This window comes from Psychrobacter aquimaris (assembly GCF_016107525.1).
In the GTDB taxonomy this organism is placed as follows: domain Bacteria; phylum Pseudomonadota; class Gammaproteobacteria; order Pseudomonadales; family Moraxellaceae; genus Psychrobacter; species Psychrobacter aquimaris.
This window is the reverse complement of sequence record NZ_JABASR010000012.1, coordinates 112,857-132,162: the sequence shown is the minus strand read 5'-3', so window position 1 is coordinate 132,162 and position 19,306 is coordinate 112,857. Positions and strand designations below refer to the sequence as shown.

General features: G+C 43.0%; 17 protein-coding genes. 11 read left to right on the top strand and 6 right to left on the bottom strand.

Annotated elements, in window-relative coordinates:
* The first annotated feature begins 558 nt into the window (after window positions 1-558).
* The 5 genes from JFC10_RS11635 (at window position 559) to JFC10_RS11615 (ending at window position 7,114) form a co-directional block, all read left to right on the top strand.
* A complete protein-coding gene (locus JFC10_RS11635) occupies window positions 559-2,256 on the top strand; it encodes a TolC family protein (protein WP_198332924.1) in 1,698 nt (565 codons plus the stop codon).
* Between the two features lie 215 nt (window positions 2,257-2,471).
* Window positions 2,472-3,338: a YihY/virulence factor BrkB family protein gene (locus tag JFC10_RS11630; RefSeq protein WP_198332923.1), complete on the top strand. Its 867-nt coding sequence runs from the start codon at window positions 2,472-2,474 to the stop codon at window positions 3,336-3,338.
* Window positions 3,339-3,386: 48 nt separating this feature from the next.
* Window positions 3,387-4,571, top strand: a complete 1,185-nt coding sequence (locus tag JFC10_RS11625) for an HlyD family secretion protein (RefSeq protein ID WP_198332922.1) — start codon at window positions 3,387-3,389, stop codon at window positions 4,569-4,571.
* Between the two features lie 3 nt (window positions 4,572-4,574).
* Complete coding sequence (locus JFC10_RS11620; protein WP_198332921.1) at window positions 4,575-5,912, top strand: ABC transporter permease; 1,338 nt, start codon at window positions 4,575-4,577, stop codon at window positions 5,910-5,912.
* Window positions 5,912-7,114, top strand: coding sequence for an ABC transporter permease (locus JFC10_RS11615; protein ID WP_198332920.1), 1,203 nt, complete (start codon window positions 5,912-5,914; stop codon window positions 7,112-7,114). The genes JFC10_RS11620 and JFC10_RS11615 overlap by 1 nt, the downstream gene beginning before the upstream one ends.
* Window positions 7,115-7,244: 130 nt before the next feature.
* Here JFC10_RS11615 and sthA read toward each other — a convergent pair whose 3' ends face one another.
* The 3 genes from sthA to ppsR form a co-directional block, all read right to left on the bottom strand.
* Window positions 7,245-8,894 (bottom strand): Si-specific NAD(P)(+) transhydrogenase, encoded by a 1,650-nt coding sequence (gene sthA / locus JFC10_RS11610; RefSeq protein WP_193009350.1) that lies wholly within the window; start codon window positions 8,892-8,894, stop codon window positions 7,245-7,247.
* Between the two features lie 81 nt (window positions 8,895-8,975).
* Window positions 8,976-9,380 carry a DUF4377 domain-containing protein gene (locus JFC10_RS11605; protein WP_193009351.1) on the bottom strand — a complete coding sequence of 135 codons (405 nt, stop codon included), beginning with the start codon at window positions 9,378-9,380 and terminating at the stop codon, window positions 8,976-8,978.
* Between the two features lie 111 nt (window positions 9,381-9,491).
* Window positions 9,492-10,388 (bottom strand): posphoenolpyruvate synthetase regulatory kinase/phosphorylase PpsR, encoded by an 897-nt coding sequence (gene ppsR, locus JFC10_RS11600; RefSeq protein WP_227685837.1) that lies wholly within the window; start codon window positions 10,386-10,388, stop codon window positions 9,492-9,494.
* Between the two features lie 753 nt (window positions 10,389-11,141).
* On the opposite strand from ppsR, the gene ppsA reads away from it, so the two are divergent.
* From ppsA to JFC10_RS11570, 6 genes are all read left to right on the top strand, one after another.
* The gene (gene ppsA / locus JFC10_RS11595; RefSeq protein WP_193012849.1) at window positions 11,142-13,526 is read left to right on the top strand and encodes a phosphoenolpyruvate synthase; all 2,385 of its coding nucleotides are present in this window, start codon (window positions 11,142-11,144) and stop codon (window positions 13,524-13,526) included.
* Between the two features lie 149 nt (window positions 13,527-13,675).
* On the top strand, window positions 13,676-14,671 hold the full coding sequence (locus JFC10_RS11590; protein WP_198332919.1) for an RDD family protein: 996 nt from the start codon (window positions 13,676-13,678) through the stop codon (window positions 14,669-14,671).
* A gap of 282 nt (window positions 14,672-14,953) precedes the next feature.
* Window positions 14,954-15,358, top strand: a complete 405-nt coding sequence (gene rpsF, locus JFC10_RS11585) for a 30S ribosomal protein S6 (protein WP_193012851.1) — start codon at window positions 14,954-14,956, stop codon at window positions 15,356-15,358.
* 16 nt (window positions 15,359-15,374) lie between these two features.
* The gene (gene rpsR / locus JFC10_RS11580) at window positions 15,375-15,605 is read left to right on the top strand and encodes a 30S ribosomal protein S18 (protein ID WP_010198808.1); all 231 of its coding nucleotides are present in this window, start codon (window positions 15,375-15,377) and stop codon (window positions 15,603-15,605) included.
* Between the two features lie 26 nt (window positions 15,606-15,631).
* The gene (gene rplI, locus JFC10_RS11575; protein ID WP_045446903.1) at window positions 15,632-16,141 is read left to right on the top strand and encodes a 50S ribosomal protein L9; all 510 of its coding nucleotides are present in this window, start codon (window positions 15,632-15,634) and stop codon (window positions 16,139-16,141) included.
* A gap of 269 nt (window positions 16,142-16,410) precedes the next feature.
* Window positions 16,411-16,659 (top strand): hypothetical protein, encoded by a 249-nt coding sequence (locus JFC10_RS11570; protein ID WP_193012852.1) that lies wholly within the window; start codon window positions 16,411-16,413, stop codon window positions 16,657-16,659.
* Between the two features lie 33 nt (window positions 16,660-16,692).
* Here the strand turns inward: JFC10_RS11570 and JFC10_RS11565 are convergent, their stop codons facing one another.
* Genes JFC10_RS11565 through cobT form a run of 3 tightly spaced genes read right to left on the bottom strand, consistent with a single transcriptional unit; the run spans window position 16,693 to window position 19,228 of the window.
* On the bottom strand, window positions 16,693-17,268 hold the full coding sequence (locus JFC10_RS11565) for a histidine phosphatase family protein (protein WP_198332918.1): 576 nt from the start codon (window positions 17,266-17,268) through the stop codon (window positions 16,693-16,695).
* A gap of 32 nt (window positions 17,269-17,300) precedes the next feature.
* Window positions 17,301-18,176 carry an adenosylcobinamide-GDP ribazoletransferase gene (cobS, locus tag JFC10_RS11560; protein WP_198332917.1) on the bottom strand — a complete coding sequence of 292 codons (876 nt, stop codon included), beginning with the start codon at window positions 18,174-18,176 and terminating at the stop codon, window positions 17,301-17,303.
* Window positions 18,176-19,228: a nicotinate-nucleotide--dimethylbenzimidazole phosphoribosyltransferase gene (gene cobT / locus JFC10_RS11555; protein ID WP_227685836.1), complete on the bottom strand. Its 1,053-nt coding sequence runs from the start codon at window positions 19,226-19,228 to the stop codon at window positions 18,176-18,178. The genes cobS and cobT overlap by 1 nt, the downstream gene beginning before the upstream one ends.
* Window positions 19,229-19,306: the final 78 nt, after the last annotated feature.

Below are 19,306 nucleotides of genomic sequence, written 5' to 3'. Positions count from 1 at the left end.
CTTATCAACTTATCAACTTATCAACTTATCAACTTATCAACTTATCAACTTATCATTTCTATTGAAATGGGTATTGAACCAACGATCAACTGACGACAGTTAAAAGTAAGTACCTTTAATTTTTCTTGATGCTATAAAATGCTGAAATATAGCACACACTTCAATTATTTATAGTTTATAAACTGCCTTGTTGTAGTACAACAATCCTAACTAACAATCATTATCCTTGAAAAATTTTCAAAGTAATTTAAGTGCTAATGACTTGATAAACCTTTTATTATTAATCAACAAATGATGTTATTATTTATTCTGACATCCGACACCTAACATAAAATTATGACTTATTCAACGCACAGTAAGCAAATACTGAGCATTGACCCGTCACCATTGTGGCACTACAGTGTAGCGCTTATTATCAATAACAAGATTTTAGCTTCTGTTAATGGTCTACAATTTTGCTCTTTTCAACCAGGGTCTGACCATAACAGTTGATATTTTTAATAGTTTTTTGCCTAACTCTAAAATACCTTGCATTCTAATTAATGGCTTATGTGACTTATGAAATTTGCTTTATCGACTCTGTCTACTGCGGTGATGACGGTTACGTTCATGGGCTTAGCTGCGTCTACCTCCGCAAGCGCTAACGAGAATAATATTGAGTCACCAAATGAAGTCACAGCCGTGGCAGTGACGAAAATTATTGACGCTGACACTCAATATAGTACTCAAAGCAGCACTCCAAACAGTCCTCAAAAAAACGAGATTCAAAACAGAAGGTCGACGACAGATACGGATATGGGTCAAGCCGAGCAAAAAACTGGCTTAACAACGCTTATTGATCCCATCACTCATAAAAGTATTGATAATAGCTATCCATTAGCAGTATCTAGCCTATTAAGTCTTGAGCAAGCTCAAAATATTTTATTGCAAGTGTCACCCAAACTGGCCGCCAACCAAGCGGCGATTGCTGCCAGTGAGTATCAAACAGATGCTCTCAAAACCTTAGACAATCCATTGGTGTTTGCGCAATTATCAGCCAACGCTTACAACTTGGACGCGGATCTTGACTTATCAACACTGAAAAACGGTATTGTTAATGACGTCAACAATAGTGTCGATAATGTGGTTCCGCCTATTCCACCGTTACCAGATTTGCCGAATTTCGGTGAATTGGTCGGTGAGCGTATCCCTGATTCTTATGAGTTAAAGCGCTCAGGCTCAACAGCTGGCGCAGGTCTCGGCGTGGTTTGGCCCATCTATACCGCTGGACGTACCACCGCTTTGACAGGTGCTTCCAATGCCCGTACCCAAGAAGCCGTCGCAGACAGTCTATTGGATAAGAATGAGCTTTATAACACTCTGATTGAGCGTTACTTTAAGGCGCAATTGGCCATCATTGCTGCTTACTTACGTGAAGATGCTTATGATACCTTGCAGCAAACTGACCATATGGCGCAGCGGCTTTTTGAAGAAGGTTTTATCTCACGTGTTGATCGCTTAGAAGCGCAATCTGCGCTTGCCGATGCAAAAAGTGAATCCGTCAATGCCAATAATGATGCTCGTCTTGCGATGATGGCCTTACAACGGCTATTGCGTACCGACTATCGTATCAAACCCACGACACCGTTATTTGTCTCTAGTCGTCCTTTACCCGATGTAAACTACTTTCAGAATGTAGCACTCACCAATCATCCAGGTCTACAAAAAGTGGCAGCTAAACGCGCACAGGCTGAGCAGCTACACGCGCTATCAGACACAGGCCATAAGCCTACCGTCATGCTTTATGGCTACGGACAAGTCGAGAAAGATCCCAGTTGGGTAGCAGGTATATCAGCTAGCTGGAAGCTGTGGGGTGGTCTTGATAAAACTGCGTCACTAGCATCGAGTAATGCCAAAATACGCCAAGCGGATCTGTCTACAATCGAAGTCAGTGACAATTTATTATTACTGGTCGAAAAAAACTGGCACGATGTTAATAACGCCCAATCTCGTTATCAGGCATTACAAAGTAACGTAGATTTAGCGGCAGAAGTATTGCGTTTGCGCCAGTTGGGGCTACAAGAAGGTGTAAATACACCGATTGAGGTAGTCCAAGCGCAAACGCAGTCACTTAAAGCACGTACGGAGCAAGCACAAGCGGCGAATAGCTATGTACAATCGCTGGCCGCACTCATGCAAAGCTGTGGTACGCCTCTTGCCTTTAACGCCTATCTTAATGCGGCTGATATTCAATTACCGACTTTGTATACTGAGTAATGATTTAATTTGAAAATTATAGATAGTGTGGATAAGCGTTTATATAGTTGATTTAACTTGAAAGTATGACAAGGCAACTAACTGAGCAAAGATGTATATTTGATACCTCAAGCGAGGTTAACGCTGCAATACTATTGTAGTGGACTGACCATACTCATTATCATGCAGCTGTCAATAACCATACTATTGCTAACTCTATTGTGAATAACTGTTTTATGAAAAACCCAACTTCTAAATTAATAAGTAACTGGCTGCAGCCTTCATTAAAGGCATTGCGTATTGCGAACAACTATCATGTTTGGGCACATTGCGCGAGCGTGGGGTTTTTTGGTTTCTTATCAATTTTTCCAGCAATGGCTGTGTTTGTGCTGCTTTATGGTCTCGTTTTTTCACCCACTGAGATGCAAGAACAGATCTCACTTTTGCGTCCATTTATACCTGATACGGTATATGGCGTCCTCAATTCACGCCTAAACGAGTTGGTCTCTAATACCACGTTCTCGCTAACGTTCAGTCTTATTGTATCGACCTTGCTTGCCCTTTATACTGGCTCTAAAGGTATCAAATTTTTAATTATTCTTATCAATCTGGCCTTTCATATCACTCAAGAGCGTAACTTTATACAAAACACGATTCGAGCAGTTATTTTGACCTTTGGCGCGGTAGTAGTGTTGATTATAGCGCTCTCTTCTATTGCTATTATTCCTGTAGCGGCAGCCTATTTTCCCTTCCCCCAAATAGCTGAAACGATTGCGCTCTGGAGCAGGTGGCCTATATTGGCTGGTATTATATTTTTAAGCTTTTTAAGTCTCTATCGCCTAGCCCCAAACCGTGAAGGCATCGCGCTAAAAAAACTGGTGCCAGGAGCAGCTCTAGCGACCATTCTTTGGATTTTATTATCTGTGCTATTTTCGATTTATGTGCAAAACTTTAATAACTATAGCGCTGAGTTTGGAGCACTTTCAGCTGCCGTGGTCATTATGCTTTGGCTTTATTATTCAGCATTTATCGTCGCTTTTGGTGCGATTTTCAATTCTGAAGCCCTAGAAAGCGCCAAACCTTATGCTGTCCGAATATACTAGAAATATACCCTTTATCCTCAATTTTGCTGCTTTAGGAATCTCACTGTCATGACTGAATCTACCAACGAATCAGACGACTCGCGCAAATTAAACGACTCAGAGCAATCTACCGACTCAGTCAACAATCATAATGAGCAAGCAACTGATGCTGAAAATGAGCAAGCAGTGCCTACTTATAAGCGCCATGCAGAAAAAACGGATAAATCTGCCATGATAAAAAAGGCACTTCTGGCGCTATTTGTTCTGATTGTATTAGGCGTTATTGCCTATGGTCTATATAAAAGCAATCAACATAGCAAGCCTGAAGTCGTGACTTTGCAAGGGCAAATGCAGATGCAGCAAACCTCCATCGCTGCAAAGGTGCCGGGACGTATTGCCAAAATTCTGGTCACAGAAGGTGATGCAGTGACAGTCGGGCAACAGCTGATTGAAATGGACTCGCCTGAGATTAACGCAAAGATCAATCAAGCACGGGCTGGCAAGCAAATGGCACAAAGTGAGTTGGATAAGGCAGAGAATGGCGCCCGTCCACAAGAAATTGCTCAAGCAAAAGCGGCGTGGCAAGCCAACAAGGCCGCCTCTGATTTGGCTGAAAACACCTATCAGCGTGTCAACCGCCTTTATGAAGAAGGGCTGATGGCGCGGCAAAAACGCGATGAGGCGTATGCGCAATATCTGGCCACTCAAGATCAGACTGAAGCGGCGCGCTTGCAATACGATTTGGCAAAAGAAGGCGCTCGCAGTGAGGATAAATCAGCAGCGACAGCGCAAGTAGCAAAAGTCGATGCTCAGTTAGAAGAGGCTCTGTTAGCAAAAGAAGAAGCCAACTTAAAAAGCCCTATTGCGGGTATCGTGGACAATGTCATTGTCAGTGTGGGTGAAGTCATCGGACAAGGCGTGCCTATCTTAACCTTGGTCAACACCGATGAGCAATGGGTCGTGCTTAATGTCACCGAATCGTATTTGAATCAATTTGCGATTGGTCAGCAATTTACTGGTACGATTCCTGCACTATCATCAGCAAATAAACCGTATACCAAACAGTTCACCGTTTATGCTACGTCAACATTGTCTGACTTTGCCACTTGGCGCCCAACCAATAATGATGACGGCTTCGATGTACGTACCTTTGAAGTAAAAGCACGTCCGACGACTCCTGATGCACGTATTCGCTCAGGTATGAGCGTTATTGTACGCATCAATCCAGCACTTACTAATGCAAGCCAAGAGTAAGCCATGCGCCTGATGAAGTTAAGTAAGGCTTTTTTACGTAGTGCTGCCTATGAGCGACGATTTTTGACCAAAAATCCGTGGGACTTTAGCATGGTGGTATGGATACCATTGGCAACCGTCCTACTGATTTGGTGGATATTTTCACAAACGCAGATTACAGATTTACCCATTGGGGTAATAGATCAAGACAATAGCCCGATTGCCAACACCGCCGTACGCTATCTGGAAGCCAGCCCTACTCTAACGGTCAGACAGCTTTATTACTCAGAGGCTGAGGCAAAAGCGGCTATTTTGCAGCGTGATATTTACGCTATCGTCATTATCCCTGAAGACTTTTCTCGGCATATTTTATCTGATAAGCCTGCACCCTTGATTTTACAAGTAAATGCTCAGTACGGTACGCATTCGGGCATTATCCAAACCAGCGTTCAAGCTGTCGCTGGGACGTTATCGGCAGGTGTTGAAATACAGCGCTTAATCAAGCAAGGCATGGCACCGTCGCAAGCCGCGATTGCTTACTCGCCGATTGGTATACAGCGCATCAGCCTATTTAACGCAGCCACCGATTATCAGCAGTTTTTGGCTTCAACCGTTATCCCCGCACTGCTGCATATTTTAGCGATGGTGATCGGTGCAACGACGATTGGTCGTGAGCTTCGTGATAAACGACTCGGCCACTGGTATCGCTTTATTAGTACAGGCCATCCTGATTTGACGCTAACCACACAAAACGAGTCAACATCAGGGCGAACATCAAATGCCGTAGAAAACAGCCAAGACTTGAGCAAAAACGATAAAATTTCAGGCTCTAGCCACGCGAATGAAGAGGTGGCTGAGAGTACAAACTTTTTAGTATTGTTGTTTGGTTTATTGGGTAAATACTTTTGGCCGACATTGGCCTTTAGCGTTTGGGCGATGTTGGCTCTATGGCTTGCCACGCCGCAAGAATCCGTTGCCATTAGCTCAGTGATTGCGACTTATGCTGGTTTGATATTATTAATAATGCTATCGTTTTGGCTGGGCGCTATCTTTACCTTAGGCTCATTCTCATTACGCATGGGCTTGTCTGCTACTGGCTTTATTTCAGCACCTTCTTACGCCTTTGCTGGTGTGACCTTTCCTTATATTGCTATCAGTGACAGTGCCCGGCATTGGTCAGATGCCCTACCGCTCACCCATTATCTAAAATTGCACATTGCACAATTACAGATGCAAGCACCTGTTGCTGTGTCATTGCCGATCGTCTATGGTCTTGCTATTGCCACGACGATTGCGATGAGCTTGACTACTTTATTAACCAAACGCGCGCTGGCGCATCCTGAACGTTGGGGGGCGCGCTAATGTCATTACCACCAAAAGACCATTTATCTTTGATAACATCAGATTCAACCAAGCAGTCCTCAACACCAAGTTTCTTGGGTAGCTTTTTACAAACCATTAAAGACGTCTTTTCTGATAAAGGTGTGCTATTACTGTTACTGATTGCCCCCATTATTTATGGTTTCTTTTATCCTTGGCCGTATTCAACAGAAGTGGTCAACCATGTACCTGTTGGTATCATTGATAAAGACAATAGTAATCTATCACGAACCATCGTTCGCTATGCAAGTGCCAGTCCGCAGTTGGACACACAGCTTTTTCTCAACGAGCAGCAGGCTAAAGAGGCCATGTGGTCAGATGAAATCGCTGGGTATATGGTCATTCCAAGTGGGCTCGAGCAGCAAGTACTATCGGGAAAAGCGGCGAGCGTCAGCGTACTGGGTAATGGCGGCTACTTTTTGTTAAATAAAAACGTGCAGATGGGGTTTTTAAAAGCAGTCAGTACGGTATCAGCAGGTATTGAAATCAAAAAGAACGTGGCACAAGGTGCCTATTCAGCGACAGCCGCTGCTAATACTCAAGCGGTGCCATTAGTAATTATCCCTTTATACAATCAAACGGAAGGTTATGGCGCTTACGTGGTGCCAGCGGTTTCTATTCTAATTTTGCAACAAACCTTATTAATCGCCACAGCGATGCTGATTGGTACGTGGTATGAGCAGCGGCGACATACGACGAGTATCCGTGGTTGGCTTGGGCGAATTGCGGCGCTCAGTATGTTTAGCTTTATTATTGGCTGCTTTTATTATGGCTGGACATTTGAGCTGCACCACTATCCGCGCGGGCAAAACATGCTTGGCAGTTTATTGTTTTTGCTGTTGTTTTGTCCAACCGTGGCGACACTTGGCTGTGTACTTGGACTCTGGTTCCGCCAGCGTGAACGTAGTATGCAAATTCTCATTTTTAGCTCACTACCGATGTTTTTTGTCAGTGGTTATCCGTGGCCAGCAGATCAACTGCCCACATTTTTACAAATCATACGGTGGTTCATACCCACGACACCTGGTATCAATACCTCTGTCCAGCTTAATCAAATGGGTGCCAGTATTTCCCAAGTTTCTACTGGATTTTATGCACTAGCAGCCTTATGGGCGTTTTACTTTGCGCTACTTCTGTGGGTGCGCTGGCATAATGCTAATAAACCACTTAAAACAGTTTCGTAAAGCAAAAGACGACTACCTGTCATAAACGTCTGCCCTCAATAAAAGCCAAATTGATGACCATTAATTAAAAAAAAGCGCCTGCTAATATAGCAGACGCTTTTTTATTTGTAGTGTTTCAATATTCTATCACTTAAAACACACGATTAAGACCATTTAGTGCAGCAACGCGATACGCTTCTGCCATCGTTGGATAGTTGAAGGTCGTATTCACAAAGTACTCAAGCGTATTATTACTCTTACACTTCATCACGGCTTGTCCAATGTGGATAATCTCTGAAGCATGGTTACCGTAGCAATGTATTCCTAAAATCTCCAACGTATCACGATGGAACAAAATCTTTAGTACACCTGAGCGTTCACCGATGATTTGCGCACGTGCGAGGTGCTTGAAGAATGCTTGACCCACTTCATAAGGTACTTTTTCATCGGTCAACTCTTGCTCGGTTTTACCGATACAGGAGATTTCAGGAATCGTATAGATACCAGTCGGTACACTAGATACTGGCTCAGCATCACTATCACCGACCATAAAGGCCGCCGCGCAGCGTCCTTGATCATAAGCAGCAGAAGCCAGAGATGGCCAACCAATCACATCACCAGCGGCGTAGATGTTTTCAACGTCAGTACAATAAGTATCATCTACTTTAAGTTGACCACGGCTGTTTGCTTTTAGACCAATCGCTTCTAAGTTTAAACCTTCAGTATTACCTGAGCGACCATTTGACCAAAGAATGGCATCAGATTTGATGCGCTTACCACTCTTTAGATGCAAGACCACATAATCGTCATGCGTTTCAAGATGATCGATCTCTTCATTACTGCGTATCAGTACGCCAAATTGTCTAAAGTCATGCGCGATGGCATCGCTAATTTCACTATCTAAATAAGTTAGTAGCTGATCTTGGTTATTGATTAAGTCAACTTTATAGCCAAGACCGGTAAAGATAGACGCATACTCGCAACCAATTACCCCTGCCCCATAAATGATGATTTTTTTAACCACATAATCCATTTGTAAGATTTTGTCAGAGTCAAAAACGCGTGGATGGTTGAAGTCTAGAATATCAGGACGGTAAGGACGGCTACCTACGGTGATAATTGCTTTATTAAAGGTGATGGTTTCATAAACATTGTCATCGACTTCAACACGTAGCGTATGCTTATCGACGAAACTTGCCCAACCTTGGATAACTTCAATGCGGTTGCGCTCATAAAAGCGTGTATGCGTACTGACTTGACGACGAATAACTTGACGCGCCTTAGCCAATACTTCATTAAGAGGAACTTGCTTGTATTCCATCGCCTTGGTAAACATCGGATCGCGGCGAAAGTTAATCAAGTTAAATACCGATTGGCGCAGCGCTTTACTTGGAATAGTACCCACATGAGTAGAGTTACCACCCACCTGATCACGCGGATCAACAACCACGACTCTTTTGCCAGATTTAGTCAGTTTCATCGCCGCCGCTTCACCAGCAGGACCTGCCCCTAAAATAACCGCATCATATTCATATTCATGATCATCGCTTTTTAAGCGACGAGAGTCTTTAGCAAATCCAGATTTGATATCGATTCGCGTATCATCAAGCGGATTAACGAGATCAGGATGATGCATGACATCGTCAGTGACTTGTTCGTGAGTTTGTTCAATCTTTTGTTGTTTATCTTTTCCTTGAGTATGCTCAGGGCTAGGCGTGTGACCACTCGCTTTGTTCGATACTTCGGTGTGAATGTCTTCACCGATATCATTGGTCGCGTCGCTTGGTTTTTTACTTCCCATCGTGTCCTCTTTATATTTACTTATTTATTTAATATTTAGACTGTGTATGAATCAATAATTGGTTGAGTCAAAATCACAGGACTAAGGCGTGCCCACCATACGTTGTGACACAATATTTTGCAATGTCCAATGCCCAGTCGCACTTTTCTGTCCCTCATCAATCTGCGGACGAGCACTAATCACGTATTCTGTGCCAAGGCTTGGTTTAAAGTCATCAATCCAATCATAAGGAATCTGAAACACGCTACCATCTTTGCTTGATTTGGCCAGTAAGCACTGCATCGGTAATGCCGAAGCACAGGCAACACGATTGGGCATAATTGTTAGCGTTTGCGCTTCACCCAATACAATGGTTGGGATATAACGTGGCTCAGGTACTGGCTCACGTGAAAAAGGTGACGTTTGACAAGCACTCAGTAAACTGACCGCACTCAGCAAGCTGGCCAATAACAAAGGGGTCTTGCTAGACTTATAAGATGAACGCATAATATTCTCTATGTGATAATGAGATGGTATTAAATGATGGTTATTTTTTGAGCAATCGTTATTGCTAAGCGATTAATTGATTCAATCGGTTAATTGATAGCTTACACTTTACTAACCGATACGGCGTTTGAGACCAGTCATCTGCAAGATACGCGTAGCAATTTCTTCAACGGACATCTCAGAGACATCAAGGCTTGGAATACCATGCGTGATATAAATCCCTTGTATGGCACGCTGCTCCTGCTGACATTGCTGATAGCTTGAATAACGACTGCCCGCACGGCGCTCTTGGCGAATTTTTACCAAACGATCGGTATCGATCAGTAGACCAAACAATTTGTCTTTGTGCTCGCGCAATGCTTTTGGTAATTGATTGTCGTACAAATCATCTTCAGTTAACGGATAGTTTGCTGCTCGAATACCAAATTGTAATGCTAAGTATAAAGAAGTCGGTGTCTTACCCGAACGTGATACCCCAATCAGAATAATATCAGCCGCATTATAGTGGCGAGTACGTGCTCCATCATCATTGTCTAGGGCAAAATGTACCGCGTCGATACGTTCTTTATAAGTCTCAGAATCCACATCGTCGTGTGCATGACCTGAATGTCCATCAGGCTCCACGCCAGTCTCTTCGGCAACGCGTCCAATCAAACCTTCGTACATATCCAAGTTACAGCTTTGGGTAGAATTAATCTTTTCACGAATATCAGGGTTAACAATCGTATCAAAGACCAACGGCAACAAACCATCTCGTTGATATGCCATGTTGATTTGCTCAACAGCATCCTCTGCACGCTCTAAGCTATCGACATAAGGCAATACTCGTGTTTCAAAAGGTACTGAGGCAAACTGACTCAAAATAGCGCGGCCAAGTGTCTCAGCAGTAATTGCTGTACCATCTGAGATAAAAAACGCGGTTCGAATAGCTTGAGAGCTGTCTAAGTTTAGTGCATTGCGGTTTTGAATGGTGGGATTCACTTGTTCAGCTGAATTGCTTGAGTACATAACTTTGACACCTCGATTGACAACACAATGGTAATCTTCATTTGACTTTTATTTTTAAACTACTATAGACGAAATTCTCGTTTTATATCAGCGCTAATGTTGCACATTTATATAAGGATAAACCGCTACTATTTATGCTCTACATTATACGCATAATAGCGACCTAATAGAAATCAATGTTACAGGCGTACACTTAGAAAGCCACAGTGTCTTTAATCTTATAATGACCATTAGTAATCATTAATGTGCTGACTGGTTACTCATACTAAGGCGTGTCCTCATTTAAAAAACGGTGATAAAAATGAGATAAATGAGCGTCAAACAAGGAAAGTAGCGCAAATGATATCGAGATATTGATAAGCTATTTGACGATGTTTGGCAAAATTTAGCCATTTTTAGCCCATTTAGAGGTTAATCAATTGAATTGAGGACACGCCCTAGCGCAGCATTACCTGCTATATATAAAGGCAGCTATCATAAGAATATTCTAGAGTTCTTCTATTATTCATTTTAAACCCTCTATTTATTAACCGATTTATAGAGATATCTTGATAATCAGAGTGGTCTTTACTCACATTTTTCCATCATCTCAATAATGTAAAAATGAAGCACTTTCTATTAATTATGTAGCAAACCCCACAATTTGTATCTTTTTGACAAAAATATTGATTCAACCCCTCGAAATTCTCCAAATATAGCGGTATAATTGACCGTTATAATCTTTACTAAATAACCTTATTTTCTGGAGTTATCATGGCAGCGCAATCTACAGCACTTGTAATCAATCTGGATCAGCTAGGAAAAGACGACATTGAGATGGTTGGTGGCAAGAATGCCTCGCTTGGTGAGATGATCAGTCATCTTTCTGATTTAGGTGTCAGTGTTCCAGGCGGCTTTGCCACCACTTCAAATGCATTCAACCGTTTTTTGACAGAAACTGGCTTGCTTGACAAAATTAATAGCGAACTAAAAACGTTAGACGTGAATGATGTCAACAAGCTTGCTGCAACTGGCAAAAAAATCCGTACTTGGATTATTGAGCAAGAGCTGCCAAGTGACCTTGAGCAAGAAGTGCGTCAATCGTTTGAAACGATGAGCGGCGGTGAAGACATCGCGGTTGCTGTACGTTCTTCTGCGACTGCCGAAGATTTGCCAGATGCGTCATTTGCTGGTCAGCAAGAGACATTCTTGAACATTCGCGGCATTGATAACGTCCTAATTGCGATTAAAGAAGTATTTGCCTCACTATACAACGACCGTGCTATCTCTTACCGCGTACACAAAGGTTTTGAGCATGAAGGCGTTGCATTGTCTGCTGCTGTACAGCGTATGGTTCGCTCAGAAACTGGCGCAGCTGGCGTTATGTTCACGCTAGATACAGAAAGTGGCTTTGATCAAGTGGTATTTATCACCTCAAGCTACGGCCTAGGTGAAATGGTTGTACAGGGTGCGGTTAACCCAGACGAATTCTACATTTCTAAGCAATTGCTAGCCAATGGTAAGCCTGCGGTGATTCGCCGTAACCTAGGTAGCAAGCATAAGAAAATGATTTACGGTGATGAAGGTAGCACCACTAAATCAGTGAAAACCGTCGATGTTGAAAAACAAGATCGTATGCAGTTCTCATTATCTACTGAAGAGCTGACTTCTCTTGCCAAGCAAGCCGTCACGATCGAAAAGCATTATGGTCAAGCGATGGATATCGAATGGGCAAAAGACGGCGATACTAACGAGATCTTTATCGTTCAAGCACGTCCTGAGACCGTTAAGAGCCGCCAAGACAGCAATGTCATGGAACGCTATATCATCGACACAACTGGCGCAAAAGTATTGTGCGAAGGTCGCTCAATTGGTCAGCGCATCGGTTCAGGCAAAGTACGTATCGTTAGTAACTTAAACGAGATGGACAAAGTACAAGAAGGCGATGTACTCGTATCAGACATGACTGATCCGGATTGGGAACCAGTGATGAAACGTGCTTCTGCCATCATCACTAACCGTGGTGGCCGTACGTGCCACGCTGCGATTATCGCTCGTGAGCTAGGTGTACCAGCTATCGTTGGTTGTGGTAATGCCACTGAGCTATTGGTTGACGGTCAAGACGTGACTGCTTCTTGTGCTGAAGGTGATACGGGCTTCATTTATGAAAGTCAGATTGACTTTGAAGTACAGACCAACTCTGTTGAGTCTATGCCAGAACTTGCGTTCAAAGTCATGATGAACGTTGGTAACCCAGATCGCGCCTTCTCATTCACCCAAATGCCAAACGAAGGCATTGGTCTTGCACGTCTAGAATTCATCATCAACCGTATGATTGGTGTGCATCCAAAAGCACTACTGAACATGAACAGCTTGCCACGCGAGATTGCCCAAGCCATTAATGAGCGTATCGCTGGTTATGCCTCACCGGTTGATTTCTACGTTGACAAATTGGTTGAAGGTATCTCAACCCTAGCCGTTGCCTTTATGGATCAGCCAGTTATCGTTCGTATGTCAGATTTCAAATCGAACGAATATGCTAACCTGCTTGGTGGTAAGTTATACGAGCCATCAGAAGAAAACCCAATGCTTGGTTTCCGCGGTGCTAGCCGTTATGTGTCTGACAACTTCCGTGACTGTTTCGAGCTTGAGTGTAAAGCACTGAAACGTGTCCGTGACGAGATGGGCTTGACCAACGTCGAGATTATGATTCCATTCGTACGTACCGTTGGCGAAGCCAAAGAAGTCATCGAATTACTTGAGAAAAACGGTCTAAAACGCGGTGAAAATGGTCTACGCGTCATCATGATGTGTGAATTGCCGACCAATGCCCTATTGGCAGAAGAGTTCCTAGAGCACTTCGATGGTTTCTCAATCGGCTCTAATGACTTGACTCAGTTGACACTTGGTCTTGACCGTGACTCAGGTATCGTCTCGCATCTATTTGATGAGCGTGATCCTGCGGTTAAGAAGCTATTGACTATGGCGATTGATGCTTGCCGTAAAGCAAATAAATATGTCGGCATCTGTGGTCAAGGTCCATCAGACCATCCAGATCTCGCGTTCTGGCTCATGGAGCAAGGTATCAGCTCAGTGTCATTGAACCCTGACTCAGTACTAGATACTTGGTTCTTCTTAGCTGGTGAAGAAACAAAATAAGCCGTAACGTTCAGTCACAGCAGTAATTCACACAGTCATTCAGTAAGTCACACAGTCATTAAAGAAACAATTATTAGGGTCTATTTGAAAAATGTTAAATAGACCCTAATATTATGTATCATATATAGTGACTTAAGATATGACTAACTATGCAGGCAATTATGCAGATTTTCCTTGCTCGAAATAACGTACAAGCTGGTCCCTACAATTTGGAGCAGCTAAATATCATGTTGGCATCTGGTGAAGTACTGCTAGATGATTTGATGTGGCATGAAGGCTTAGACCAATGGCAGCGTGTCGGTAACTTGACCAATAATCAAACGGTTTATCGACCTACCAACGTTAGCGGTCATGAGGTTAATGACTCTATTATCAATAACGTAACTGTTTTTCCTGAAGATAACGCTAGCAATAGCTCGGATAGAAAATCAGTTTCATTAGATAGATTGTATGGCAAGCCTGAACGTCCGAAAGACACGGATAAAAATGTGAAAGCTGACATGACCACCAATCGTCAGCAGATACCGCACAATAATGTGTCACTAAATAAGTCTAATAGCAATAAGGCTGCGTCTAGCAAAGACAAAGTCGTCGGCAATGTGACACTTGCACCTATCATGTCGCGAGTATTAGCAACAGCCATCAATGGACTACTCTATCTACTGGCTATTTTTCCGCTAGTGATGGCATTGACTAAAATGGATGTGGATTATACCAAATTCCAAAATATCCAATATATGGATGCGGCTTATCAGTATTCAATGACACTGATGGAGAGTCTTCCTAGTAGTACATTGATGATGTCGCAAGTTATGGTATTTGGCTTATTTGCGCTGCAATTGGTATTTATCACACTGCGTGGTCAGTCACTCGGTAAGCTGATTACGGGTATTCGCGTGGTGGATCAAACCACCCATCGGTTGCCCTCTTTTACCAAGCTTATCGGTGTGCGTACTTTGTTATTGTTTATTATTTACAACTTATTGTTCTCGTTTACCAGCTTTTTAGGGTTCGTGATTATTGCGATTCATTATTACATGGCCTCGAAAAGCCCTGAAAATATCGGTTGGCATGACAAATTGGCCAAAACCTTAGTGGTAAAAGCAGACAGCAGTCAGTTAGTGAAAGAACCAAAAATAAAATAGCTCGTTTATTGATAATCGATCTTACTATTTTGATAAAAAAGCAGCGTATTAGCGTTGCTTTTTTATTGACCGAACATTCCTAATTACTTTTATAATTTATTAACGGCTGCTCAGTGATTAACCTTTGTGTTACTTGCTAAGTACTGTTATAATACGGCGCTTTATAAACTAAGCTTATTTCTGATTTTATTGTTCACAATAATAGCTAGAAATTGGGCTTACCTTATAAATCTCCTTGCTATTAACATAGGGTTAATAGCTACTAATCCGTAAGGAGTCATAATGCGACATTACGAACTGGTGTTACTTGTACACCCAGACCAAAGCGACCAAGTGGTCGGCATGGTTGAACGCTATATCAAGTTGGTTCAAGACAACAACGGCACTATCCATCGTCTAGAAGATTGGGGCCGTCGTCAACTGGCTTACCCAATTAACAAGATTCACAAAGCTCATTACGTTCTTTTCAACATTGAAACTGACGGTGAAACTTTAGCTGAACTTGAAGAATTATTCCGTTATAACGACGCGATCATTCGTAGTCTAGTTATGCGCCGTGACGACGCTGTCACTGAAGAGTCGCAGTTAGCCAAGAATGCCGATGAAAAACGCGCACGCAAAGCAACTACTCGTCGTCCAGACAGTCGTGAAAACGATAATGACGACAACGACAACAGTGAAGACTAATTAAAGGAGAATACTCATGGCACGTTTCTATCGCCGTCGCAAATTCTGCCGTTTCACTGCTGAAGGCATCACTCACATCGACTATAAAGATGTTGAATTGCTAAAACAGTATATCAGTGATAATGGTAAAATCGTACCAAGCCGCATTACCGGTACGTCTACTAAATATCAGCGTCAACTAGCGACTGCTATCAAGCAAGCTCGTTATTTATCGCTACTTCCATACACTGATAACCATCAGGGTTAACCGTTAACTTTAACTAGGAATGACTCATGCAAATTATTTTGTTACAGCGTATCGTCAACCTTGGTAAACTCGGTGAAACTGTCGATGTGAAACCAGGTTACGGACGTAACTTTCTTATCCCTTTGGGTAAAGCACTACCTGCTACTGCAGCTAACATTGAAAAGTTCGAAGCACGTCGTGCCGAGCTTGAAGCTGAAGAAGCCAAAGAAGTAGCTGTTGCTCAAGAACGTGCTGATGCGCTAACTGACGTTAATGTCATCATGCGTGCTAAATCAGGCGACGAAGGCAAGCTATTCGGCTCTATCGGTACTCGCGATATTGCTGAAGCATTGACTAACTCAGGTCTAGAAGTAGACCGTGCTGAAATCAAGCTTCCTGAAGGTACTTTACGTCAAGTTGGCGAATACAATGTTGATATTCAGCTACACCATGACGTTACTGCTACTATTTTAGTTACCATTCTTTCTGAAGATGGCGACAACGAAGAGTCAGCAACAGAAGTTGAAGACGAGAACGAAGATTATTCAGAAGAGTAATTTTTTGAATATCTAGATCTAGTCTAAAAAAGCCAGTAACGTCATGTTACTGGCTTTTTTGCGTTTTGCTATCGCGCTTAACTTATGATTTTATCACCTACCTTTTACAGTGATATATTCCAGCAACTATCTGTAATAAATAGCTTAGAAAGCCTATACTTAACAATAAAATACTACTCATATAATCATCTTTATTATTTCTAACTGAGCTGTTATCCTTCTAATATTTGATTGATAGATTTTTTTAGATAACGATAGGCTGCGATGACATGATAAATACTGACGACAAATTACGATGTATCCAAGGCAATCACTTTTACAGCGAAGGTGAAATTTATAAGGTGGGTAGAATCGTTAACAACAAATATTTTCAAATCCTAACTGATAATGATGCAGACCATTGGTATGCAACACTGGACGATAAAGGCATTTATGTGAGCTTTGATTCGAACTTGGGATTAGCAGAAAACGAGAAAGCCTATTTTGAAAAAATCGATGAGCTACAAGCTGAAAGTTAGCAGTCTCCTAAAGTATTTAAGATTGAACAACGGTCAACATAATGGCCGTTTTTTTAGTGAAACATCAATACGATTACAGGACAGATATGCTACAGAACGCGGCCACTCAGCGGCTGTTTTTGGCACCTCTTGGTCAGTAGCTATCATCTTGGCAGCATTTATCCAGCCTGCATGACCGATGACTAATACTGGGCTATCTTCTTGTTCAGCTGAAACCTTAACCAACCAACCTCCAACACGCTCAAATAGCTGCTGCAAGCTCTCGCCATGATTGGGTGCAAAATGTGCAAAGTTATGACACCACTCATCAATCTCTTGCTTAGTGATTTGCGTCCACGGCCGTCCATCCCATTCGCCAAAATTAATCTCAGCCAATTCAGGCGCGACTCGACACTCAAAGCCACGTTGCGCTAATATTTGCCCAACCTTTAGTGAACGCTGTAAGGGACTGATCCAAATTATTCTTGGTAATTGATACAAACGCACAAAGCGCTCGATTTTATTGGCAAGGCGTTTCAACTTACGTTTATCTACGCTGATATCCGTTTGTCCGATACAAATTCCTTCGGCTGCAATAGGCCTAGGATGCCGCCAAACATAAAGAATCATAGCTGATAGTGTCCTTTTTTAATGTTCAAAGCCTACATAAGCGGTATAGAAGCAGCCAACCCTATGTAAACAGCGATTTCGCTAAGCTGCTGCGTCGCGCCGAGCCCATCGCCCGTGTAACCATCCAAGCGCCTACGTAATAAACGTCGCATGTAATCAGTGGCTATCAGCGCCAGTATGATGGCTAATAACCATCGACCAGTTCCAATCTGCTGCATCGTATTGGGAAATATAAGTGCGACTAAAATAATAGCCAATATTAGCCAGCCACTGCTTAATAACCCTTGCAATGGCGTCAGCTGCTGCGCCATCGGTTTGGCTTTTGCGTGTTCTATCTCTCCACCATAAGGCAGTAAAGACAGCAGACTAATGCAAAGTAATCGTGAAGCGGTATGTCCTATGATAAGCGCGACAACAGCCATCGATAAGGGCATAGAGGCAAGTAAGCTAATTTTGAGTAATAACGCCGATACCAAACCCAATACACCATAAGTACCCAAGCGTGAGTCTTTCATAATAGTCAGTGTACGCTCACGAGTCAGGCCACCGCCTAGACCGTCACAGCTATCCGCAAGACCATCTTCATGAAAAGCGCCAGTGAGTTTAATTCCAAAAGCTGTGCTCAACACCGCAGCAACTAGGGGCATAAATAAGATACTGCCAAGCCAAAACACGCCAGCACAAAGTAAGCCAACCAGTAAGCCAACTGCGGGAAAATGGCGGCTGCTCTGGTGTAACCATTGCGGATCATAATGTTTAAATAGTGGTACTGGTAATCTCGTTAAAAATTGAACGGCCACCAGTAACAATATCCATTCATGCTTTATCAATTGAGCAAGGGTTCGTCTAGGCGAAGACGGTTGTGATGGCTCTAGTTGATTTGATGGCTTTTTTAATGATTGCGACATCAGTTGTTTTGCTCGCTGATACCTGCGTCACTAAAGCTTGCCATCTCATTGATAATGGCGCAAGCGGATTGCAACAACGGATACGCTAGCGCAGCCCCACTACCCTCGCCTAAGCGCATGCCCATATTGAGTAAAGGCTCAGCATTCAGTGATTTTAATAAATGAGTGTGCCCCGGCTCAACAGAGTGATGAGCAAAGACAGCATATTGAGCAACTCCGGGCGCTAGGCATTCAGCCACAAACAATGCGCTACTGGCAATAAAACCGTCAATCAAGAGAATACGCCGTTCACTAGCAGCCTGAATCAGCGCACCTGCCATCATGGCAATCTCAAGCCCGCCCAATGCAGCGAGCACATCAAACGGTGCTTGTACCGTTTGATAACGCTCTAATACTTGCGTTAAAATATTCATTTTATGCTGTAACCCTGCATCGTCAAGCCCGGTACCACGCCCGATACAATCAGCAAGCGGCACATCACCCAAGCTCGCCAGCAATAGACTTGCCGCCGAAGTATTACCAATACCCATTTCTCCAACAATGAGCAAATTACCCGCTAAATTCTTGACGACTTTCATGCCGTTTTCTAGCGCTGCTAAACATTCTGCTGCTGTCATCGCATGCTCTATCAACGCGTCTCGGCTACCATGGCGAACTTTATAATCTAGCAATTTTGGATGAGGAGCAAAGTCGGCATCCACCCCAGCGTCAACGACTTTTAACTCAATATTATGCTGGCGTGCCAGTACATTAATGGCAGCGCCACCTTGCAAAAAGTTATAAACCATTTGCGCAGTGACAGCACTAGGAAACGCTGACGTACCATGCTTAGTTAAACCATGATCGGCGGCAAACACTCGGATTTGCGGTTGCTCAATGTGCGGTGTGGTCGTTCCCTGAATCATGCCTAACTGCACAGCGAGCGTCTCTATCCGCCCAAGCGCACCCAGCGGCTTAGTTTTTAGGTCTATAATCTGCTGTAGCTGCTGACGTAATTCATCATTTTCTATATTGGCGATAGTAGGTGCAGTAAATATGGTCAAGGGAGGCATCCTGATATTGATACATGTGAAACAAGAACCACATATTAGCAGAGTATGGATTTTTTGCCATGAACAAAGTCATATCTG